Origin of the sequence: Neptuniibacter sp. QD37_6 (assembly GCF_047778085.1) — a bacterium.
Lineage (GTDB): Bacteria > Pseudomonadota > Gammaproteobacteria > Pseudomonadales > Balneatricaceae > Neptuniibacter.
The window spans coordinates 2,358,208-2,381,883 of sequence record NZ_CP180550.1; the positions used below are offsets into that span (position 1 = coordinate 2,358,208).

The window sequence follows — 23,676 nt, forward strand, 5'->3', positions numbered from 1 at the left end:
TAATACCTTACTCCATAAGCTATTATTCTGGTACTTCATAATCTTAAGGCTTCCACTTATTTCGCACCACTCTCGCTGCGCATTAAACAAACAAACCAAGTAATGAAATTAGTTAAAGATTTTATCAATTACGAAATCGTATTCTATTGGGCTGACGAATCCCTCACTCCCTGCAGCCCGCACCTCCATAGCATCACAGCTGCAGAGGAATGGTGGAAAATTACTTATTCTCTCAATACCAAGGCCCCGAACGCAGAAAAAGCATTGTAGACCGTAGATCTAATCACGATAAACGGAATTCGATGGATAAGAACCAGTATTCAAGAAACAACCCTTTAGGAAGAAGGGAGTCGGACAGGCCTGTAGAAGTCGAGATTGACCTTTTCCAGGAAAAGATAAAAGAGTTTAAATAAACCTATATAAGTGAATTTTCAGCTAACGGATCAGCACCACACAATAAGTGATACTAAAGACTGCTAATCTATTTCTCGGCAGCTCAAGCCTCTCGGCTACGAGCATTTAATAGCCATGCTTTTTATACCTTTCTTTTGTTTGTAAGGAATAACTACAACAATCTGAGAATTGGCTTTGAAGTGACAATGCACTTCGCCAATAGATAATACGATCTACCCCCTGAGAGAGCATTAATACTCTCTCAGGCGTTTAACTAAACGTAACATACTTATATATAGCACTATTTTTTAGCTTAGCTTCTAGCTCCTCAGCTTTTTTAAGCATGTCATCAGTTTGCACACAGATCACGCCTAGACTCTATCTTCAGTGTAAAAACGCGTTAGCACCTTAGTAAGGTTCTCCACATCTTTAACACCTGCCATTTCTCGAATAGAGTGCATCGCAAATTGCGGCACACCAATATCTAACGTTTTCACACCAAGCTCTGCAGCCGTTATAGGCCCAATAGTGCTACCACACGCCATATCACTTCTCACAACAAATGCCTGAACTGGAACATTCACCTGCTGAGCAAGATCCCTAAAAATAGCACTAGTCTCACTATTTGAGGCATAGCGTTGATTGGCATTGAGTTTAATCACAGGCCCTTCATTTATTAAAGGACCATGATTTGCATCATGCTTATCCGCAAAGTTAGGATGAATACCATGAGCATTATCTGCCGAGATCATCATAGAGCGACTTATCATCCGTACTCTTTGCTCAACATTAGGTAACAACCTTTCCAATACCTGACTCAACATTGGCCCCTGAGCCCCAGAAGAACTCATACTTCCAACTTCTTCATGATCGTTACAGACTAAAAGCACCCCTTGCTCAGAATCAGATCGTAACAATGCGGCCAAGCCCATATAGCAACTTAAAAGATTATCCAGCCTTGCTGATGATAAATACTCTTTCTTCAAACCCGTCAAAGCCGGCTTTTGCGTATCGTACAGCGAGATTTCATAATCAAGAACCTCAGCCACATCCTCAATACCTTCAGCAGACAATCTATCTACAAGCATCTGCTTAAAGCTGAAGTCTTTATCCCCCTGCCCCAAGATAACGGGTAAATAAGTTTGCGCATTGATCGTTCTGCTTTTATTTGCATCGCGATCTAAATGAATAGCCAAACTAGGAATAAGCGCAATAGGACCCTCAAAGTTAACCAGGGCTTGGCAACGCTCACCGTTTAAGGATTTATAGCTTACTCGACCCGCCATAGACAGATCCCGGTCAAACCAAGGGTTTAACAGAACACCACCATAAACCTCGACACCCAACTGTTGATAGCCATGACGGTTCAGCTCAGGAACCGGCTTCACCTTTAAACAAGGTGAATCAGTATGCGCACCCACCATGCGCAAGCCAGACTCAGCCAAATCAGCACCTCGCGGCAAAGACCAAGCAATTATGGAAGACCCATTGCGAGTAACATAATATTTGCCACCCGCTTGCAACTGCCAACTATCTTCTTCGCGTAGTTCCACAAAACCATTTGCAGCCAAACGCTGCGACATCTCATTTACCGCGTGATACGGCGTTGGGGATGCTTCTAAGAACAACTGTAAATCTGCAATTAAGTCTGTCATTTAAAATCCTATTTCTCAGAAGCTTTAAAATCGATCAACTCAACTTTAAATATCAAAGTTGAATTCGCAGGAATATCAACACTCGGGCTTGTCGCGCCATAGGCTAATTCTGGCTTGATATAAAACATCCAAACCGCCCCTTTATTCATCAATGCTAAACCTTCTGTCCAGCCACGAATAACTCTATTTAAAGGGAAGGAGCTTGGCTCACCACGCTTGTAAGAACTATCAAACACATGCCCATCTACCCTTTTACCTTCGTAATGAACAGTTACAGTATCGGTAATATTGGGGCTAACACCCTCACCAGCTTTAATGACTTTATATTGCAAACCGCTCGCTGTTACTTTTACGTCTTGCTCTTTTGCGTTGGATTCTAGAAATGCTACACCTTCCTTTCTTACATCATCATTCAGCGCCTTCTCCACTAACGCTTGACGAAACTTTTTCTCCTCAGGATCTTCACCACAACCACTTACCATTCCTAGCGCAATCGCCAGAGCTGTAACACCTACGATTTTAATGTTCATAAACGAATACCAAATAAATCCATACACTCTTTATAAGCAATTGATTTTACAACAGTGCCGCGCATGTCTACACTCAACAAACTGTGACAGGGAACTCACAACCCTTTTTAGGGTCATAGTTAAATCCAGAGCGCTGAATTAAGACTTACATTATGCATAGATCGCTATTAAAGCCACTGTTGTTTACTGCGTTATCCTTCCTAATTCCAAGTACAGCCAATGCACTTGCAACTCCGCTCAAATCCGAGCCCGTGCATAAGCAAACGTTATTAGAAATTACAGAATCGCTCAAACTAGGCCACTATAACAGAGTCAATTTGGATGATTCATTATCCGGACAGATCTTTAATCAATATATTAAAGACTTAGACCCTTCACGCAGCTATTTTTATAAAAGCGATATCGATGAGTTCGAAAAATATCGTTTGGTTCTAGATGACCAAATTCGTTCTGGAGAACTCACAGCCGCATATTTCATTTTCAATCGCTATCAAGAGCGCATTGAAGGCCGTTTAGAATTCATCATTGATGAACTAGAACAAGGCAAAGTTTTTGATTTCTCAATCGATGAGAGCCTGAACACTGATCGAGAAAACGCAGCATGGATTGAATCCAAAATCGAGATGAATGCGCTCTGGGATCGTCGACTCAAGAGCGCCCTGCTCAATCTTCTTTTGGCTGACAAAACCGAAGAAGAAGCCCGAGAAGTTTTGATCAAACGCTATAAGAACCAACTCAAAAGAAGCTTACAGGTAAATAGCGAAGACGTATTCCAGTCGTTTACTAACGCATTCACCAAACAATACGATCCACACACTCAGTATTTTTCTCCTAGAAAATCTGAGAACTTCAAAATCAATATGAGCTTATCTCTTGAAGGGATCGGCGCTGTATTGAAAAGCGAAAACGAGTTTACACAGATTGTTAGACTTGTTCCTGCAGGCCCTGCAGAAAAGACCGGCCAACTAAAAGCTACTGATCGCATTATAGGTGTAGGCCAAGGTGAAGACGGTGATATCGAAGATGTCGTCGGCTGGAGACTTGATGATGTAGTACAACTTATTCGAGGCCCTAAAGGCACGACAGTTAGACTTGAAGTAAAAACTTCTGAACGTGAAGATATTCCATCTAAAATCGTCAAAATTGTACGCAACAAAGTAAAACTAGAAGAACAGTCCGCTCAAAAGCGTGTACTAGAAATTGAACATTTAGGCCAACCATTCAAACTAGGCGTTATCGAAATACCTGCTTTCTATATTGATTTTGCCGCTCTACAACGTGGCGATAACGACTACAAAAGTACGTCTCGCGATGTAGAAAAGCTTATCCAAGAGCTAAAAGATGAAAATGTTGACGGCCTAATTGTAGACCTGCGCAACAATGGCGGCGGCTCCCTACGTGAAGCAAACGACACTGTCGGCTTATTTATTCAACGCGGCCCAACCGTTCAAGTAAAAGACTCTACTGGACGAGTAGAGGTTCTTCGCGATTTAAACCCCAAAGTGTCCTACGGTGGACCAATGGCCGTTTTAGTTAACCGCTTATCCGCTTCTGCATCAGAAATTTTTGCTGGCGCTATTCAGGACTATAATCGCGGCATCGTCATTGGCGGCCAAACCTTTGGTAAAGGTACTGTTCAGACCCTACTACCTCTTAATCATGGGCAGCTTAAACTAACCCACGCAATGTTTTACCGAATATCAGGTGACAGTACACAGAATAAGGGGGTAATGCCTGATATCACATTCCCTACCCTTTATGATCCTGAGATCATTGGTGAAAGTGCGCTGGATCAAGCACTTGCTTGGGACAAAGTCAGATCAGCTCCTCATGGCACATACCCAAACCTAAGACAGTTTTTAACTCAAATTAACTCACGCTATCAGTCACGCAGCCTGACAGATCCTGACTTTATTTTCATGCGCGAACAGGTTGAGCATCTTAATGAAGTGCGTAAGGAAAGCAGCCTAATTCCTCTTCAGGAATCTGCGCTTAAGATTGAACGTGAGAAAGCTGAAGAATGGCAAGTTAATGCCGAAAACCGTCGTCGTAGCAAAAAACAACTACCTACGATCAAATCGTTATCAGAACTTGATGAAGAGCTAGAGAAAGACGCTCAAGGCCGACCTATCAACCCGGAAGCCGAAGCGATGCTAGTAGAAAGCGGACGAATTTTACTTGATACCGCGTTCCTACAACTGCAATATTCAGCTAACGAAACACAAAATAGTGACCAATAATAAGCCCTATGCGCAGCGAGAAATCGTTGCGCTGTTCTAGACAAAGCACGTCAGCCGCTAGGATAGGAAAGCAGTAAACAATGAAAACCAGAAAGCTTCTTGTAGTACTGATCATCTTCCCAATTGTATTAGCCATTCTCGGTGGCGGCGGTTATTTTGCTTATAACGAAATGCAGGGGCAACATCAGGAAAACCTAAAAGACCTAGAGAAGTTTGGTTTCACTGTTTTACCCAGCAATGTACACACCGAAACAACGGGCGAACTAGGCACCAAACAACTTCCCGCCACCTTTGGACAAGACAAACTAACGCCTACTCAAAAAGTTATTCAGGGATTAATGGCCGACAACGAAAAACTTCTAGAGGAACAGGAAGTTTATAAAAAGAAGATCGAAGGACTTAAAGCCGAAATCGCTGCACTTGAAGAGTACAAAAAGCTTAACGAGCACTTTGCCCCTCTTACTATTACAGAAGAAGTTGCTGCTGTTGAGAAACAACTAAAAACATTGCTTATCGATATGCCTGATGCCCGTCGGTTCTCAAACCTACAAATTGAAGCAATGTCCGCAGCTGCTGGCAATGAGTATAAAAAGTTTATTGGTGGCAAGCGCCTTATCCTATCCGACAGCGAACGGGAAACTCTCGTTAAAACCTACATGCCTGAATATTCTTTCTGTGTTGGGGATGGTATTGAAATCGCAGCAAATTCTCCTCGCGAAGAACGCCTCATCACCCAGTTTTTCCGCAAACAAGACAGCAGTAATTTAACCAGCGAGCTAAAAACAGACCTCGATACGGTTATTAAACCTTGTCAAACAGCGCTTTACGCCCGCCTAGACGATTACGATAAACCATTTTAATAATCCGCTAAAACCTTATACATTCTCTGTTAATTTGCTGTATAATGTGTCCTCATTTTCTTTTGAGTTGGGCGCTACACCGGTCAAAACGCCCTCTTCATAATAATTAAACTGACCCTGTAGATCCGGTTTTACAGGCTGAAGTGCTGTTATCCAATCTCTCATTCTTAGCGAGATAAAACAGCCCTTATATAGGACATATTCAATGAGCGAAAGCTTTGCTGATCTGTTTGAAGAATCCCTTCAATCACTAGACATGACTCCAGGCAAATTGGTAATTGGTGAAGTTGTTGATATCGACAGCGACTGGGTTACTGTACATGCTGGTCTAAAATCTGAAGCAATCATCCCGCGTTCTCAGTTCCTTAACGATGCTAACGAACTTGAGATCAAAATCGGTGACGACGTTAAAGTTGCACTAGAAGCGGTTGAAGATGGTTTCGGTGAAACTCGTCTGTCTCGTGAAAAAGCGAAACGCGCTGAAGCTTGGGAAGTTCTACAGACTAAATTTGAAGCTGAAGAAGTTGTTAAAGGCTACATCAGCGGCAAAGTTAAAGGCGGCTTCACAGTTAGCATCAACAACATTCAAGGCTTCCTACCAGGTTCTTTGGTAGACGTTCGCCCTGTACGTGACGTTGATCACCTAGAAGGCAAAGAGCTTGAATTCAAACTAATCAAGCTTGATCCTAAGCGTAACAACATCGTTGTTTCTCGCCGTGCAGTTCTTCAAGAAGCTAACAGTGCTCAGCGTGATGAGCTACTAGCTACTCTAGAAGAAGGTCAAGAAGTTAAAGGCTTCGTTAAGAACCTTACTAACTACGGTGCATTCATCGATCTTGGCGGTGTTGACGGTCTTCTACACATCACTGACATGGCTTGGAAGCGTATCTCTCACCCATCAGAGATGCTAAACCCAGGCGATGAGATTACTGTTAAGATCATCAAGTTCGACAAAGAATCTGGTCGTATCTCTCTAGGTCTTAAGCAGCTTTCTCAAGACCCATGGTCTCTTATCAAAGAACGTTACCCAGCTGGTGCTAAGTGCAAGGCACGCATCACTAACCTTACTGATTACGGCTGCTTCGCATCTATCGAAGACGGCGTAGAAGGTCTGGTACACGTTTCTGAAATGTCTTGGACTAACAAGAACATCCACCCATCTAAAGTTGTTCAGATCGGTGATGAGCTAGAAGTTATGATCCTAGACGTTGACGAAGAGCGTCGCCGTATTTCTCTAGGTATCAAACAGTGCACAGCTAACCCATGGGTTACTTTCGCTGAGCAGTTTGCTGCGAACGACAAAGTTACTGGTACTATCAAAACTATCACTGACTTCGGTATCTTCGTTGGCCTACAGGACGAGCTTGACGGTCTTGTTCACATGTCTGACATCACTTGGGAAGCTGATGCTGAAGCAGCTCTACGCCAGTTCAAGAAAGGCGAAGAAGTTGAAGCAGTTATCCTTTCTATCGATGCAGAGAAAGAGCGTATCTCTCTTGGTATCAAACAGCTTGAAAGCGACCCATTCGCTGAATTCGCTGCAGCTAACGACAAAGGCGCTATCGTAACTGGTAAAGTTACTTCTGTAGACGCTAAAGCAGCTGTTATCGAGCTAGCTGAAGGTATCGAAGGTACTCTAAAAGTATCTGAGATCTCTGTAGATCGTGTTGAAGATGCATCTACTGTTCTTAACGTTGGTGAAGAAGTAGAAGCTAAGATCATCACTCTTGATCGTCGCAACCGCGTTATCAACCTGTCTATCAAAGCGAAAGAACAGGCTGAAGAGAAAGCAGCAATCTCTGCTGTACGCAACGCTGAAGTTGAAGTATCTGGCCCAACTACAATTGGTGACCTGATCAAAGCTCAGCTAGACAACCAGAAGTAATCACTTCTTGTTGAAGCTAAAAAGCCGCAATCATTGATTGCGGCTTTTTTTGTTTTCGTTAAATAAACTTAGCTAGCAAATCTATATCCACGCTTACCACTGCGCTTCACTTTATACATTGCATGATCAGCTTCTCTCAGAAGCACCTCAGCATTTTTATTCAACTCCCCTTCCTCTAAGAGCGAAATCCCAACACTTACACCAATACAGGCCTCTTGTTCTTTGCCTTCCATATCAGCGATCGAAAACGGCTCATTCATCACAGCAATAATCTTGGATGCAACGACTTCAGCATCTTTAGCAGACTTTATCCCTGAGATTAAGATAATAAATTCATCACCTCCAATACGGCCCACCGTATCCACTGCGCGCACTTGATGAACCAAACGCTTCCCAGACTCAACCAATACCTGATCACCCGCATCATGACCAAAGCTATCATTTACCGATTTAAAACCATCTAGATCAACAAACATGATCGCAGCTGAGCTTCCCTCCCGCTGCGCTTGAGCGATAACTTGAGTCATACGATCGCGACACAACCGCAAACTAGGCAGTCCGGTTAAGGCATCATAATGAGCGAGTTTATCTAACCTTACCTTGGCCTTTTCTGCCTGCTCAATCGCATTATATAGCTCTGTAACGTCATATTCAGACATCAAAAGAAGATAATCGCCCGTCAATGGATGACGGCTCGTACGGAGATCCACAACATGTCGGCGCACACCTTTACTCGTTACCATCAAGTGCTCTGACTGCCCATCTTGATGCTGTCGCCCCTGCTCAAGAAGCTCAAACCCTTCTTTAACGTTGTGAAATCGGCACACAAATACAGAAGCATCATTATTCTGAGCATCAACAAAGCCATATAATTCTGCTGCAGCTGGATTTTCAAACATCGGCGTACCGCTCATATCAAAACTAGTAACAGCAACTGATGTATAACGAATCGCTTCAGAAAAGATGAGATGCTCAGGCTGCTCGCCCAGATCAACCTGCTCACCAATAAACGCAATAATGCCACGATGCTTTTCAGGGCCAAGCAGCACCGCTTTATGTCGCATCAAGAGCGTTTTAGGTTTACCGTTTGGATAAGTTGTCCAAGGGTCAACTGTCATCCCTTGAGCCGCTGCCTTATAAAATGTTTGCTCGGTCCGCTTACGAGCACCTTCTGTATCAGCCGATAGGTCTTTATCAATCAAATCCTGAACAGTTGGTACCCCCCAAAATTCGAGTGCGCGCTCATTTCCCCACCAGAAGCCATACCGATCTAGATCAAAAATCCAAATAACATCAGGTACAAAATCGAACGCAGAAATTGCATCGAAATTATCTAGAACTGAGAGGTGATTAAATTGATCAGAAGTGCTCAAAGCCATTATCTCCAACTACGAGATATAACTTTATGTTAGGAAAACCCTAACAGCAAATTAGACATTACGCATAAAAAAAGCGCCTTAGGCGCTTTTCTACTATTCGAGAATATAATCTTCGAACTCTTCTTCGGTGATTTCATTATCTTTGACTTCGTACCAAGTTAGTACCGAAGCACCTGACTCAATCACCGTCTCTTGGCGCCCAGACAATAGCGGGTGCCATTCAGGAAGATCTTTGCCTTCATGAATTAAGCGGTAAGAACAGGTTGGCGGAAGCCAATGAAAGTCATCAACATCCTTGGGAGTAAGCTTGACGCAGTCAGGCACTAAAGAGCAACGCTCCTCATATTTTGTGCAACGACAGGTATCAAAATCTAGAAGATGACAAACAACAGAGGTATAAAAAACCTCTTTTGTATCTTCATCTTCCAGCTTGTGGAGACAACAAAGCGCACAACCATCACAAAGAGATTCCCACTCCGAAGAACTCATATCCTGTAGGCTTTTACTGCGCCAAAATACTTCTTGAGCTACCACTTAGCGAACACCAGTTTCCGGGCGATCTTTATGAAGATCCAGCATGTAATCATCTTTTGGCGGTGGCATCTGCAAGAAATAACCTTTCTCATCTAGATCAGCCAACACCTTTTCTGTATCAACCCTAGCCAGCTCACGATTAGCCGTTAAAGGAATATCCATCACATGCTTTGGCGAACCAAACATTTCTAATAGCGCTTCCGGCACTTTACTCAGTTGATCTCGCTTATCTACATAAAGATACATCTCATCTTTACGCGGGCTCAGGTAAACAGAGCATATTTTCATCGGTTAAGCACCTTCAGTTCTTAATTTTTCAATCTTTTGCAATTCGGCTAACAATTGAGACGCAAGAAGCTCCTGCCTCCAAGCCGTGATTTTTTCAGGTAAGCGATACTCACCCTCATCAACCCCTGAACGAATAAGTAGTTCTAACTCTTTTCTTCGCAATAAAATTTCAGGGGCGACATTTTGTTCTTCAGCTACACGACGAGCAATCGCCTTCAGCTTTTTAATATGTTTGTTCCAAAAGAAGTGCAGCGGTTTAGGAATAGGTGCAGGGCTGTTTTTAGCCGCACTTTCCTGTCCAGACTTTAAAAAGCCTAAAATTGCTTCTCCGTCAGTACGAAGTATACGTTTTTTCACTTCATCTAGTCGCGATAACTCAGATAAACTGCGTGGCCATTTTTCAACTATCTGCAACAAAGCCTGATTTCTAAGGATTCTATTACGTGGAACATCTCGCTTTCTCGCAATCTGCTCGCGCCATGCAGTTAGGTCACGCAATGCTGCCATTTTGTGCTCTGGAAGGTTCCACATTTGAGTGAAGCGACGGTAATAACTATAACCTTCAACATCATCCACCAGCGCCTCTGCCAAAAGAGCATCATTCTCTTGCTCTGCCCAATGATATCGCCCTAAGGCATCCAATTCTGCTTTTTGCATTTGGTAAATAGCAGGAAGGTATGCAACATCTAGAGCTGCATACAACTCTTGGCTTGCTGTTAAAGGACGCTGAAGCCAATTAGAGGTTGTCTCATGCTTAGCTAATTTAATATCCAGCTTTTGCTCAAGCATTCTCTGGAGACCTAAGGAGAACCCCCAATTCAATACCGCACCGCCTAATTGAGTATCAAATAACGGCGTTGGTAATACACCAAACATCTTCAAAAATAGTTCAAGATCCTCATTTGCCGCATGCATCAGCTTTACAACTGATCGATCAGCAAAAAAATCAGCCAAAGCACTGAAATCCTCAATCTCTAATGGATCAATCAAGTAGCAGCATTGATCATCAGCAACCTGAATTAAGCCTGGAATAGGATAAAACGTTTCAACTCGCTGAAACTCTGTATCTAGTGCAACGACCGGAAGTTTGCGCCATTTATCACAACACTCCACCAACACATCTTCCGAACGAATCCAGACAGGCTCTCTTGCAGATACTTCTAGCTTTTTCCAACTATATTCTGTCATTTGGAGATTCTTACCTCAAAGCAGAGAACGTCTGCCCGCTAAAGCATGGGCTAACGTACCACCATCGACGAACTCTAACTCACCACCAACAGGAACACCATGAGCGATCCGAGAAACCTTTACGTCAAGATCCTTGACTTGCGCTGCGATGAAGTGAGCAGTTGCTTCACCTTCTACCGTAGGGTTTGTCGCCAAGATCAATTCTCGAATATCATTTGATCTAACTTTCTCTAACAGAAGATCAATACCCAGATCTTCAGGGCCAATACCATCGATAGGCGACAGATGCCCAGAGAGAACAAAATAGCGACCGTTATAGCCGCCCGTTTGCTCAACCGCTAATACATCTACTGGAGACTCAAGAACACAAAGTAGGTGCTTATCTCTCGTTTCCGATTGGCAAATATCACAAACATCCTGCTCCGATAAGGTACGGCACTCACTGCAATGACCGATTTCAACAACCGCTTTTTCAAGCGCAGCCGACAGAGATAACGCCCCTTCAGAATCACGTTCTAACAGATGAAAAGCCATACGCTGAGCCGACTTAGGACCAACCCCCGGCAAACAACGCAAAGCGTTTATCAGCTGCTGAATTAATGGACTGAAAGACATCGATTAGAACGGCATATTGAAACCAGGAGGCATTCCCATACCACCGGTCACTTCAGACATTTTTTCTTGCGTGTAAGATTCAATTTTGCGTACAGCGTCGTTAACAGCTGCTGCGATCAAATCTTCTAAAATTTCTTTATCTTCTTCCATTAAGCTGTCATCAATATTGATGCTTTTAACGTCGTGACGACCGTTCATTACAACTTTCACAAGACCCGCACCAGACTCACCAGTTTGCTCTGCAAGTGCGATTTGCTCTTGTGCTTTTTGCAGGTTCTCCTGCATTTTTTGGGCCTGTTTCATCAGGTTACCCATACTGCCTTTCATCATATCTTTCCTCAATTAATTATCGATGGGAACCACGGACGAGAGTTCAATCCGTGCATCAAAATGCTCTTGTAGTAATTGTACCGTACTATCGTTACGAATAGATTCGACAGCTAATAGATGACGCTCTTCTCGTTTACGATTTATAAATTGTGCAGGCGTTTCCTGCTGCTGTTCAGCTTGTAAAAACTCAACCTGAACAGGGTTATTAAAGTAACTATTTAATGCATCCGAAATACGCTGACACTGTACTTCGTTCAGCATCGTCTTCTGCTCTTTGGTGTAATGTAAAACCATCGATTCAGACGATATTTGTTCCAAAGAGAGATGAGTCGCTAAACTTTCGGTCATGCCACTTAGACCAAGGCTACGACTAATATGTACCCAGTCAGGCGAGGAGACTTCCGCTAAATTACGCGAACACTCTACAACCTCAACACGTGTTTTAGAGATCTCACCTATCTCTTCTGTTACTTCAGCTTGTAGCACTGGTTCTGAAACAGGAGCCACTGCTTCCATTTCAGTATATGAATTTCCCGCTGCACGATTAGAAGGCTCTGAATCATCAAAACCACCTACATCATCCATATCCCAAGGAGGTGGTTCATCTCCTTGGTTATTTAGCGCTTCAGGCTTTTTTGCAGGGCTTACCTCCGCCACTGGCGCCATCGGACTTGCCTGCCCTAATGGAGGTACATCTGATAATGGCTGTTCATACGGCGGTGGAGATTCTACTGCTGGAGGCTGACTATACGTGTGCGCTGGAGCCGGTTGCATTGGCGCAGATTGAGACGCAGGTGCAGTTTGAGCAACTGGAGTCTGTGCGACAGGAGCGGGTTGAATCGATTCAGCTGCAGGTGCCGGCACTTCCGCAGTTACAGGGGTATTAGTGGCCTGACTCACTTGTTGCGGCGAACTTGATGCGACCTCAACTTGGCGCGGCTGAGCACTAGCAGGACGAAATGCCAGCATTCTCAGCAATACCATTTCCAAACCTTCGCGTGGATCAGGAACGAAAGGAAGGTCCTTACGCCCCATCAAAGCAACTTGGTAATAGAGCTGTACGTCTTCGGCCGTTAATTTGCCGGCAAGGTCAATAATCTGATCTTTATCTCCCATGCTGTTATCCACAGCATCAGGGATCGTTTGCGCCATCGCGATACGGTGTAATACACCGATCAAATCCCCTAACACCGTATTATAGTCAGGTGAGAACTGAGCCAAATCAGTCACTGCCGCCATTAGGCCTTTAGCGTCTGATGCCGCTAAGCAGAACAACATCTGATAGACCAAACGCTGATCAATTGTGCCCAGCATAGCGCGAACATCTGCTTCACCAATCTGCCCAGCACCAAAAGCGATCGCCTGATCGGTTAAACTCATCGCATCACGCATAGAGCCGTCTGCAGATCTCGCTAACAACCATAATGCAGGTTCTTCAAACTGAATCTGCTCTGCTGTCAGAACTGTTCGCAGATGGTTCACGATTCGTTCAGGGATCAAGTTTTTAAGATTGAACTGCAAGCAACGAGATAAAATTGTGATCGGCAGCTTCTGAGGATCAGTTGTTGCTAATAGGAATTTAACATGCGGAGGTGGCTCCTCCAACGTTTTAAGTAGCGCGTTAAACGAGTGAGTAGAAAGCATGTGCACCTCGTCTATCAGGTACACTTTATAGCGTCCATGGGTCGGTGCATATTGCACGTTTTCCATCAATTCACGCGTATCTTCTACTTTCGTGCGCGAAGCCGCATCAACTTCAATAAGATCAACAAAACGCCCTTCGGCGATCTCTTTACAAGCAGAACATTGACCACAAGGCGTTGAAGACACGCCCTGTTCGCAGTTGAGAGATTTGGCAAACAATCGAGCAATCGATGTTTTACCGACACCACGGGTACCGGTAAAGAGATAGGCATGATGTAAACGATCATCATCCAACGCATTAACCAGTGCTTTAAGCACGTGTTCTTGCCCTACCATCTCCTGAAATTTAGCAGGACGCCATTTACGCGCTAGAACCTGATAACTCATCTACTTTTGCTACTTATATTGTCTAAAAATATTGGCTCTATGCTACCTGTTGCGAGCAACTTGTACCAGTGAAACCTTATTCACTTACTGACTCAAACCCTTTTCTAGGATTGCTTCTGTTTCTGTAATTGGAACCGGCTTAGAGAAATAGAAACCTTGCGCAATATCACACTTCAATTCAGTCAAAATTGCTAACTGCTCATCGGTTTCGACCCCCTCAGCAACAACCTTCATACCCAAGGTATTTGCCATAGTAATGATCGTAGCCATAATAGCTTTTTCTGACTTGTTAAAGCCTAATTCTGCGGTGAATGCTTTATCAACTTTTAACACATCCACAGGTAATCGGCGCAGATAGTTTAGAGAGGAATAACCGCTTCCAAAGTCATCTAATTCGATTGCTAAACCTTTATCTCGAATAGTTTCAAGAACGGGTAAAACTCGATCGATATTTTCAATCACGGCAGTTTCGGTAATTTCTACACTCAAATAAGCTTCAATTAAGGGGTATTGATCTAATTGTTTACTCAATTCACCAACCAAATCCGGACTTGCTAGCTGACGTGGAGACAGGTTGATTGAAACCCGCTCCCCCTCCTGCAACAAACCTCGTTTCACCCACTGATCGACTTGCTTGCAAACTGTTGAAAATACCCAATTACCCAGAGGTAGGATCAATCCGCTATTTTCAGCTACAGGAATAAACCCTGCAGGGGAAATACTATTGCCATCAAAATCAGTCCAACGAAGCAACGCCTCCAAACCGATCACTTTTCTTGAGGTAAGGCATACTTTCGCTTGGTAATAAATTTCAAAAGATTCAGCATCAATAGCAGCACGGATATCAGATTTCATTTGTATCTGTTGTAGATTCTTGCGATTCAGTTCCGAATCAAAGAAACATACTTGGTCGCGCCCTCGATTCTTAGCGCTATACATCGCAGCATCAGCATGCTGAATCAAGGTTTCTGCACTATCGGCGTCATGAGGGTACATGGCAATACCTATACTGGCCCCAATAAAGACATCACTGTTTTTTAACCTGAATGGACGCTTTAGTTCTTCTAGAACATTGTTCGCTATAACCAAAGCCATATTTGCCTGAAAGATACCTGGAAGAATGAGGATAAATTCGTCCCCTCCCCAACGAACAACCGTATCGGAACTTCGAACTTTTTCTCTAATTCGATTCGCCGCCTCTACGAGTAGCTGATCACCATATTCATGGCCCATAGAATCATTCACATGTTTAAAGAAATCCAAGTCAATAAACACCAAAGCCAAAGATTCTTTATGTCTGTTGGAGAGCTCCATATCATGGGCTAAACGCTCTTTGCAAAACGTTCGATTAGCTAGATTAGTCAACGAATCATAGTAAGCAAGATTTCGCAGAGATGCCTCAGTTTTCTTTTGCTCTGATATATCTGTAAATACACCAAAGTACCCTGTAACAATATCTCGCTCATCTTTAATTGCTTTGACCGTAAGCCACTCCGGATAGATTTGGCCATCTTTCTTTCGGTTCCAGATTTCCCCAGACCATAACCCTCTCTCTTCCAACTCTTTCCACATTGCTTCATAGAACGATGTAGGTTGTTTATGGGAGTTAAGGATATTCGGAGCCTGACCAATCACCTCTTCTTTACTGTAACCAGTGACCCTTTCAAATGCTGAATTGGCTTCTACAATCCGGTTATGCTTGTCCGTGACAATAATGCCATCATTCGTGGTTTCAAAAATATATTGGGCCAAACGTAAAGCTTTATCTTTTTCAGTTCTATCGCTCATATCAGTTGTGATCGTGCACACCGCATATAACTGTCCATCATCAAACAGAGGAAAACATTCACTGTATAGGGACTTATACTGTCTATCGCACTCGTAAGTTAACTCCCAGCTATAATGCTGCTTCGATTGAACGACTTGTGCATCACCCTCTCGAGAGGCATGGATCACGTCAGCAGGAATTTCCTTTTCAGCCGCATCACCTTTTAGCTCATCCACTGAAGTTAAACCTGCAAATTTTAGATAAGCGGGGTTTGCTCTTAGATATTGACCTTCGACATCCCGAATCACGATCATCGATGGCGAGTTTTCCAACAATTCATCTAACAGATCAACGTTAGCTTCTAGCTGAGCATGTATCGAGGAGATCTGCTTTGCCATCTGACTAAACGCAGACCCAAGCGCCCCCAATTCATCATTTCCGATCTGATCATCAAAAGCGGTCATTTGACCTTGTGAAAAGGATCTACTTGCCGACACCAACAGCTGCACTCGAGAAGTCACCATCCGGTTGATAGCAAACATTAAAATCAGCGCTAAGAACAACATGGCAATAGAAAGCGCAGTAACCAAGACAGTGAGTTGCTTGCTAATAGCTTCATTCACTTCTTTATCACTTAAAGCAAGAATCATAACCCCTTGCTCTAGCTCTTGTTGTTGCGAGCCAAACACCGGAATAGCTATTGGGATCAAAGAATAAAGAACATTTTCCTTGTCAAAATAGGCATGCTGTTGCAACCGCCTTTCTCGGACTTGAATAATAGTATTAAGATCTAAATGTACATCGACACGCCGGCTAACCGTTTTGCCTAGATCTTCACTATGAGATGAAAAACGAATTTGGTTAGCCGAATCCACTACCAATACTTTACTCACCTGCTCTGACTGAAGGTTCTGGCGAAATTCTCTGTTTACACCATTTGCATCCCCCCTTTCTAACAAGTAAGTTAGTGTACCTTTAAGCCGCTTAGTAACATTTTGTGCTTCATTTTGCAGCAAAGTCTGATGCTGCCTCTCAATAATCGGGGCTACAAAGAAAAGACAGCTTGGGATTATCAGTGCTGTAACCAACACAATAATGACCGGAATGGAAAAGCGTAACGGTAAAGATAGTCGCATAAGAAAGCTTTTGTTATCTGTATACTTACCGGCTTAACATAGCTCACTAGATATTCCCTAGTCAGCAAGTCATAACCTTATTTACAACATAATGAGTAATTATAAATAAGGATAAGCTAAAACTATCCTCGCAAGCACCCCTATTTAGGTTTAAAATCATACAATCCCTAGACCATGGTCAAGACTATGTTTAAGAAATCCCCAAGCAAAGCGGAACTTCGCGATCAGCTCAATGCTGAGGTATCGCGGTTTCTGGAAAAAGGAGGGGAAATTAAACAGGTTGAGATGGGGGAGTCTGGATTAGTGGACGGTCGCTACACTCATCATAAATCCAACTTTGAGCACGCTAAACCGCAAGAACGAACTCCAGTCCACGGTTTATTAGCTACTATTGATGCCCGCCGCAAGAACAAAGCTACAACCTCAGCTAAGCCTAAACGAGGGAAACCTCGCAAAAAGATAATTTACGATGACTTTGGTGAACCCGTTAGAACAGTCTGGTTAGACGAATAACTTATTAAGCTAAACAAGCGCTCCAGTCGCCCCCTCCTATCTTTCCTAACGCTCTAATCAAAATCTATACTGTAATAACGGAATGTATTCTTTCCGGCACGTTTAGCTTCATACATAGCTGCATCTGCATGCTCAAAAAGTTTTTCTGGTAATTGATCATCTGGATAGATCGAGATACCAATACTCACGCCCAACTGCAAAACCACATCTTCATAGGCAAACGGTTGCTGCACAGAATTAATAATTTTCTTAGCAACCACTTCCGCATCATATTTAAATTCTAATCCAGATAGGAAAACAACAAACTCATCACCTCCTAACCTAGCTACACAATCAGATTCTCTTACACATTCAGTTAAACGCTGTGAAATCTGCTGTAGCGCTTTATCACCTGCCAAATGACCATGAGTATCATTAATCTCTTTAAAACCATCCAAATCCATATATAGCAAAGCTAGTATTGCCCCTTCCCTTTTTGCTTGAACCAAGACTTGGGTTAATCGCTCATTAAATAAACTACGATTTGGCAAACGGGTTAGCGCATCATAATTAGCCCTAAAACGGATTTCGTCTTCTTTCTCTTTACGTTTACTAATATCCGTGAAGAGGGCGATGTATTCTAAGGGTTCTCCATCTTCATCACGAACCATCGCGATGGTTTGCCATTGTGGATAAACCTCTCCAGATTTCCTGCGGTTCCAGATCTCACCTTCCCAGCGATTATTTTTTTGCAGCTCTTCAAACATCGACTTATAGAAAGATTCATCATGGTGGCCGGAGTTGAGTACTCGTGGGCTTTGCCCTAGCACCTCTTTCGATTGGTAACCTGTAATCTCATAGAAAGCTGGATTCACCATCGTGATAGCCCCATTTAGATCTGTAACCATTATTGCTTCTGAAGCAGCATCAAATACCGTAGTGGCAACACGCATCCGTTCTTCGATCTGCTTATATGCAGTTACATCTTCCTTCACTGAGATATAGTGAGTTACCTCTCCATTTTCAGAACTAACTGGTGATATTGAAGTTTTATCCCAATATATGCTGCCATCTTTACGACGATTACAAAGCTCTCCTTTCCAGCTTTTACCGCTGGTGATGGTTTGCCAAAGGTCAATGTAATCCTCTTTATCTGTTTCTCCAGACTGTAAAAATTTCGGGTTTTGACCAATCACCTCTTCTTTGCTGTAACCGGAAGTACGGTAAAAACATGGATTAGCATAAGTAATTACACCGTCGCTATCCGTCATCACCACTGCAACAGGGCTCTGTTCTACAGCTTGTGATAGTTCCTTAAGGTGCAAGTTTTCACCGTTTTTATCTTTCTCATATTGTTCCAACCGAGCTCCCATAATATTGAAAGCCTGAGCAGTCTCTATCAACTCTCCACAGGATTCCTCAGATACACGAAAGTTAAAATTTCCTGCTGCAATTTGTGTACTCGCTTCTCGTAGATGGGAAAGCTGTTTAGAAATGACTTTAAGCGCTAAATGTGCGCCAAGAACCATTAGAAGAACTTCCAAAAAAGCTAAACCTAGTAGTTGATAGCTAGCTCCTTGAATTAGGGAATTAGTTTTTTCTGAAGGAAGACCATAGTGGACTTCGTATAATGATCCATCATCACCTCGAAGAAATAGCTGCTGATCAATGACATCACCATTCTCCCCCCATAAAACAGCTAAATTATGAGAATGGGTAAGGCCATGCTCACCCATAGACACTATTGGCGAGCCCGCCTGATCATAAATTTGTAAATATTCTAACGAGCGGGTCTGCATTAATTCGTTTGCTTTAGAAGGCAGACCAGCCTTATCCAGCGCATTTAATTCAGGTAACAGAGTAACACCTAAAAAAGTGTTAACTATTTGAATTCTTTGCTCAACTTCTGCGGTAGTCGTGGTTTTAAGAAGATTTAAAGTCAGCGCAGACAGCCCAGCAAGGAAGGCTAGACCGAGAATAATCACAGCCAAAATTATTTTGGTTTTGTACTTCATAGCGAACCGTTAACGCATTTTTTATAGTAATTAGAATGAAAATCCGCTCAATATTAATACAATCTAAATGAACGTAAAATTACTCTCTAGTACCTAGAAACCCTTATTTCTTTGTTGCTTTAATCATCAAGAATTAACCTAAATTGTACAGACCAAAAAATCGAATTGTTTATAAGGTTTAAAAGCTTTTCAGAGAAAACCGTGGGATAATTAAAAGATAAGTTTTAACCTGATAGATAAGTGGTACTGCCCAAATGACCTCTCTTACGATTACACGCCCTGATGATTGGCATATTCACCTTCGCGATGGTGCTCAACTTAAAGACACTGTCCGTGATGTGAGCCGCTATATGGGGCGCGCAATCATCATGCCGAACCTAGTTCCACCTGTAACTAACACTGAAGAAGCGCTTAGCTACCGCCAACGCATTATGGATCAAAAGCCACAAGGCAACTTCGATCCTTTAATGGTGTTATATCTAACAGATAACACTGACCCTGCTGACATAAAGACAGCAAAGGAAACAGGCAAGGTTTACGCAGCAAAACTTTACCCTGCAGGCGCTACCACAAATTCCGATTCAGGCGTGACATCCGTTAAGAACATTTACCCTGTTCTAGAAGCCATGCAAGGAGCAGGTATGCTGCTTTTAATTCATGGTGAAGTAACCGATGGTGATATTGATATTTTCGATCGTGAAAAAATCTTCATCGAAACTATTTTGAAAGATGTTGTAAATGACTTCCCTAACTTAAAAATCGTACTTGAGCACATCACAACTAAAGATGCCGCCGAGTTCGTCGAATCCGCTGGGGAAAATGTCGCTGCCACCATTACTGCCCATCACCTGCTTTATAACCGCAACCACATGTTGGCTGGCGGCATTCGCCCACATTATTACTGCTTACCAATCCTTAAGCGTAATATTCACCAAGAAGCACTAATCAAAGCAGCTACTTCCGGTAGCAAAAAGTTCTTCTTAGGTACCGATTCAGCTCCTCACATGAAACACGCTAAAGAAGCCGCGTGTGGTTGTGCAGGTTCCTACACAGCTCACGCTGCGATTGAGCTGTACGCTGAAACATTTGAAGCGGCTGGCGCGCTAGACAAGCTAGAAGCGTTCGCAAGTTTGAATGGCCCGGACTTCTACGGTCTACCGCGTAATGCAGATACCATCACCTTGGTTAAAGAAAGCTGGGACGTCCCTGCAACTTACCCACTAGGTGATGATAATGTTGTTCCTATTCGCGCAGGCGAACAAATTGCGTGGAAAGTAAAATAACCTGACATTCAATCAACAGGTTATATATCTTAGGGAGCACGCCTTCGCTCCCTAAGATAACTCTTAAGCTGGCAGCTCTTGCAGCTTCATATATTCCGCTAATATTTTACGAACGCTCTCGTTTCCTTGAGCCTGCATACGTTTATAGTGACTGATATTCTGCCTTAAATATTCTTGATGGCCTTCTTGCGTGAGGTCCCACATCAACTCCCCAACAACATGAACCTCTTTTTGACTTAATGTAGAAATATGGATTGCCTCATAATAGCGACCGCTATCTTTAACAATTGCTTCGTTAACCAACCCTAGACCTAATTTCTGCACCCCAGAACGCACTTTATAAAGCTGCCGAACAGGGCAAATCAGAAAATCTATGTCGCTATCAGGATTGTTATGCAATACAGCAGAAACCATATCTAATGTGAGATCCCCCCCAACCCCTGCAATCACAAGTAACTTACGACCTTGAGCACTTAAACAGCTATCAGACTTAGGTAAAACAAATTGCTGAATATCACCACAATGAACAGCCCATCGATCTTGAGAAAATTCACTCTGTCGTAACTTCTGCTCTAGCTGGGTGGTTATCGATGGCACCACATCCAAAAAATGGACTTGGGCTTTTGGCCTTGTATTGAGAATAGCTTGCCCAAGATAACCATGATCACAACAACAATCCCAAATCTGTTCATACTGATCTGCAATCATCCCTAATAACAACTGCAATCGATTAGATAACTTCACTTATATACCCAGAAAAAGAACGTTCTTTTTAACCATCAAAAACATCGATCATGCCTATTAATTAATTTTCGTCGAAACTACCTAAAAGAGCCTTCGTTTCCATAAACTCTTCGATGCCGTACAGTCCCCACTCTCGACCGTTGCCTGATTGTTTATAACCACCAAATGGCGCTTTGATATCAACCGGCGCACCATTGAGATGAACCATACCGGTTCTCATCTGAGCGGCTATTGATTTTGCCCGTTCCAAATCACTTGAGTAGACACCACCGGAAAGGCCATAAATACTGTCATTAGCGATTGCTACCGCCTCTTCTTCAGAGCGATAAGTCATGATGCTAACCACCGGCCCAAATATCTCTTCTTGAGCAATGCTCATATCAGGCGAAACACCTGCGAATACCGTCGGCTTTACATAACAGCCTAATGAACAACCTTCAGGTAAACCAATACCACCAGCAACGAGTTCAGCGCCTTCATCCATGCCCTTTTGAATCAGAGTTTGTACGCGTTGCCATTGTAATTTTGATACCACCGGCCCCATCACTGTTTCTTCTGATTGCGGATCACCAACAATAATTGAATCCGCTGTTTTCTTGGCGATTTCAATGGTTTCTTTCAAACGTGATTCAGGGACTAATAAGCGTGTTTGAGCATTACAGGACTGGCCCGAGTTCCCCATCACCGCTCTGACACAGCGTGGAATCACTTTAGAGAAATCAGCGTCGTCCAGAACAATGGCTGCGGACTTTCCGCCCAACTCTAAAGAAACCTTTTTTAAGTTTGCAGCTGCAGCAATAGAGACTTGTTTGCCTGCTTCTGTAGATCCCGTAAATGAGATCATATCGATCTTAGGGTGAGCACTCAGCGCAGCACCTACAGCTGGTCCTGTACCATCAATTAAATTGAATACGCCCGAAGGAACACCAGCCGCATGCATAATGTCTGCAAAGATATGCGCTGTGCGCGGGGCGATCTCACTAGGTTTTAGTACAACTGTACAACCTGCTGCAATAGCCGGAGCAACTTTGCAGGTAATTTGATTTAACGGCCAATTCCAAGGCGTAATAAGACCACACACACCAATCGGTTCTTTAACGATACGGGTCGACCCAATAACCTCAGTAAAATCATGATTTTTAAGCAGACTTAAAGCCGCCTTAAAATGCCCTAACCCAGCCGGCACTTGAGCTTGGCGCGATAAGCCTAATGGCGCGCCCATCTCTTCAGTAGTCGCCTCGACAAGTGCTTCGGCACGCTTTTCATATTCAGTAATAATACGCTGTAAAAGCGCGACTCTCTCTTCTTTGGAGGTTTGCGAGAAAGATGGAAAGGCAGCAACAGCTGCTTCAACAGCGAGATCGACATCATCATTATTACCAAGGCTAATTTGAGAGACAACCTCATTGGTCGCCGGATTAAAAACATCCAAGACGTCATTGCCAGATGACTTAATCCATTCACCATTAATATAGAATTTTTTTAAATCATTCATATCTCTCGATCCTTTCTATCGTCTCTCAAACATAGACCATTCATGCCGAAGCAGGCACAAAAAAAGCCGCGTTTGCGGCTTTTCTCATAGAAGCATTACACACCGATAATCGCTGCGATAAAACCGATCAAACCACCAAAGACACCACCCCAGACAACCAGCCAACCTAAATGTTCGCGAATCATCTGCTGTACAATCTCTTTGACCAAACTAGGCGTTAGTTCATCTAATCGTTGCTGAACAATGACTTCAACCTTTTCTTGCATCTCAGCCATAACATCAGGGCTTTCAAGTTCGTCTTTTAATAAAGTGATAAAGTTTTCATCACGTGTCATCTCTTCAATTGAGCTTTTCATTTTTTCCACAAAAGGCTCTCTTAAAGGCTCAAGCGCATCGGTACCACCCACCATGGCGAGCATGCCCCCAAATGGAGAGTTTTGGATAACCTCGATAAGCGAATCAAAAGTCGGTGCGAAATCGACTTTTTCAATTACCGGCGCTAAATGTAGATCAGGCTGTTTACCATTATCAGCACTTAGAAAACGCTCAATATTCTCTTCAGTAAAAAACTGCTCCATCATTAAAGTTTTGATACCGCGCTTAAAATCTTGGAAACGCGCAGGGATCACTCCTGAGCCATACAGCCCTGGAACTTTCTCAAACAACATATGTACAGCTAACCAATTGGTTAGCGCACCAGATAGAGCAAACAAGCCAACGGTCAATAACACACGATCATCTGTAATCAGACCCGCCGCAAATGCAATAAAGGCAAGCAGATTCGTTAGAAGGCTTTTATTCATCGGTATTCATCT

19 protein-coding genes are annotated in these 23,676 nt (G+C 43.2%); 5 read left to right on the forward strand and 14 right to left on the reverse strand.

Annotated elements, in window-relative coordinates; genetic code table 11:
- Nucleotides 1-764: 764 nt before the first annotated feature.
- Both ACMXYO_RS11240 and ACMXYO_RS11245 read right to left on the reverse strand, forming a co-directional pair.
- Entirely contained in the window at nt 765-2,048 is a 1,284-nt protein-coding gene (locus ACMXYO_RS11240; protein ID WP_415885204.1) for a M18 family aminopeptidase, read from the reverse strand.
- Between the two features lie 8 nt (nt 2,049-2,056).
- Entirely contained in the window at nt 2,057-2,578 is a 522-nt protein-coding gene (locus tag ACMXYO_RS11245) for an FKBP-type peptidyl-prolyl cis-trans isomerase (protein ID WP_415885205.1), read from the reverse strand.
- Between the two features lie 152 nt (nt 2,579-2,730).
- Here ACMXYO_RS11245 and ACMXYO_RS11250 point away from each other — a divergent pair, with 152 nt between their 5' ends.
- The 3 genes from ACMXYO_RS11250 (at nt 2,731) to rpsA (ending at nt 7,563) form a co-directional block, all read left to right on the forward strand.
- Nucleotides 2,731-4,818: a carboxy terminal-processing peptidase gene (locus ACMXYO_RS11250; protein ID WP_415885206.1), complete on the forward strand. Its 2,088-nt coding sequence runs from the start codon at nt 2,731-2,733 to the stop codon at nt 4,816-4,818.
- Nucleotides 4,819-4,898: 80 nt separating this feature from the next.
- A complete protein-coding gene (locus ACMXYO_RS11255; RefSeq protein ID WP_415885207.1) occupies nt 4,899-5,678 on the forward strand; it encodes a hypothetical protein in 780 nt (259 codons plus the stop codon).
- Between the two features lie 205 nt (nt 5,679-5,883).
- Complete coding sequence (gene rpsA / locus ACMXYO_RS11260; RefSeq protein ID WP_415885208.1) at nt 5,884-7,563, forward strand: 30S ribosomal protein S1; 1,680 nt, start codon at nt 5,884-5,886, stop codon at nt 7,561-7,563.
- A 68-nt stretch (nt 7,564-7,631) separates the two neighbouring features.
- Here rpsA and ACMXYO_RS11265 read toward each other — a convergent pair whose 3' ends face one another.
- The 8 genes from ACMXYO_RS11265 to ACMXYO_RS11300 all read right to left on the reverse strand — a co-directional run bounded on the left by ACMXYO_RS11265 (nt 7,632) and on the right by ACMXYO_RS11300 (nt 16,832).
- Complete coding sequence (locus ACMXYO_RS11265; RefSeq protein WP_415885209.1) at nt 7,632-8,942, reverse strand: diguanylate cyclase domain-containing protein; 1,311 nt, start codon at nt 8,940-8,942, stop codon at nt 7,632-7,634.
- A 93-nt stretch (nt 8,943-9,035) separates the two neighbouring features.
- Nucleotides 9,036-9,431: a YcgN family cysteine cluster protein gene (locus tag ACMXYO_RS11270; RefSeq protein ID WP_415885210.1), complete on the reverse strand. Its 396-nt coding sequence runs from the start codon at nt 9,429-9,431 to the stop codon at nt 9,036-9,038.
- Between the two features lie 45 nt (nt 9,432-9,476).
- Complete coding sequence (locus ACMXYO_RS11275; RefSeq protein ID WP_415885211.1) at nt 9,477-9,764, reverse strand: YcgL domain-containing protein; 288 nt, start codon at nt 9,762-9,764, stop codon at nt 9,477-9,479.
- Nucleotides 9,765-9,767: 3 nt separating this feature from the next.
- The gene (gene rnd, locus ACMXYO_RS11280) at nt 9,768-10,952 is read right to left on the reverse strand and encodes a ribonuclease D (RefSeq protein ID WP_415885212.1); all 1,185 of its coding nucleotides are present in this window, start codon (nt 10,950-10,952) and stop codon (nt 9,768-9,770) included.
- 15 nt (nt 10,953-10,967) lie between these two features.
- The gene (recR, locus tag ACMXYO_RS11285; protein ID WP_415885213.1) at nt 10,968-11,567 is read right to left on the reverse strand and encodes a recombination mediator RecR; all 600 of its coding nucleotides are present in this window, start codon (nt 11,565-11,567) and stop codon (nt 10,968-10,970) included.
- Nucleotides 11,568-11,570: 3 nt separating this feature from the next.
- Nucleotides 11,571-11,897, reverse strand: a complete 327-nt coding sequence (locus tag ACMXYO_RS11290; protein WP_415885214.1) for a YbaB/EbfC family nucleoid-associated protein — start codon at nt 11,895-11,897, stop codon at nt 11,571-11,573.
- Between the two features lie 12 nt (nt 11,898-11,909).
- Nucleotides 11,910-13,928 carry a DNA polymerase III subunit gamma/tau gene (gene dnaX, locus ACMXYO_RS11295; RefSeq protein WP_415885215.1) on the reverse strand — a complete coding sequence of 673 codons (2,019 nt, stop codon included), beginning with the start codon at nt 13,926-13,928 and terminating at the stop codon, nt 11,910-11,912.
- Between the two features lie 84 nt (nt 13,929-14,012).
- Nucleotides 14,013-16,832, reverse strand: coding sequence for an EAL domain-containing protein (locus ACMXYO_RS11300; protein WP_415885216.1), 2,820 nt, complete (start codon nt 16,830-16,832; stop codon nt 14,013-14,015).
- A gap of 186 nt (nt 16,833-17,018) precedes the next feature.
- Here ACMXYO_RS11300 and ACMXYO_RS11305 point away from each other — a divergent pair, with 186 nt between their 5' ends.
- A complete protein-coding gene (locus tag ACMXYO_RS11305) occupies nt 17,019-17,345 on the forward strand; it encodes a hypothetical protein (RefSeq protein ID WP_415881756.1) in 327 nt (108 codons plus the stop codon).
- 53 nt (nt 17,346-17,398) lie between these two features.
- Here the strand turns inward: ACMXYO_RS11305 and ACMXYO_RS11310 are convergent, their stop codons facing one another.
- Entirely contained in the window at nt 17,399-19,339 is a 1,941-nt protein-coding gene (locus ACMXYO_RS11310) for a diguanylate cyclase domain-containing protein (protein WP_415885217.1), read from the reverse strand.
- Nucleotides 19,340-19,593: 254 nt separating this feature from the next.
- On the opposite strand from ACMXYO_RS11310, the gene pyrC reads away from it, so the two are divergent.
- Nucleotides 19,594-20,622, forward strand: coding sequence for a dihydroorotase (gene pyrC / locus ACMXYO_RS11315; protein ID WP_415885218.1), 1,029 nt, complete (start codon nt 19,594-19,596; stop codon nt 20,620-20,622).
- Nucleotides 20,623-20,685: 63 nt separating this feature from the next.
- Here the strand turns inward: pyrC and ACMXYO_RS11320 are convergent, their stop codons facing one another.
- From ACMXYO_RS11320 to ACMXYO_RS11330, 3 genes are all read right to left on the reverse strand, one after another.
- Nucleotides 20,686-21,366 carry a tRNA (adenine(22)-N(1))-methyltransferase TrmK gene (locus tag ACMXYO_RS11320; protein ID WP_415885219.1) on the reverse strand — a complete coding sequence of 227 codons (681 nt, stop codon included), beginning with the start codon at nt 21,364-21,366 and terminating at the stop codon, nt 20,686-20,688.
- A 61-nt stretch (nt 21,367-21,427) separates the two neighbouring features.
- On the reverse strand, nt 21,428-22,861 hold the full coding sequence (locus ACMXYO_RS11325) for an aldehyde dehydrogenase family protein (RefSeq protein ID WP_415885220.1): 1,434 nt from the start codon (nt 22,859-22,861) through the stop codon (nt 21,428-21,430).
- 95 nt (nt 22,862-22,956) lie between these two features.
- Nucleotides 22,957-23,664, reverse strand: a complete 708-nt coding sequence (locus ACMXYO_RS11330) for a DUF445 domain-containing protein (RefSeq protein WP_415885221.1) — start codon at nt 23,662-23,664, stop codon at nt 22,957-22,959.
- Nucleotides 23,665-23,676 lie beyond the last annotated feature (12 nt).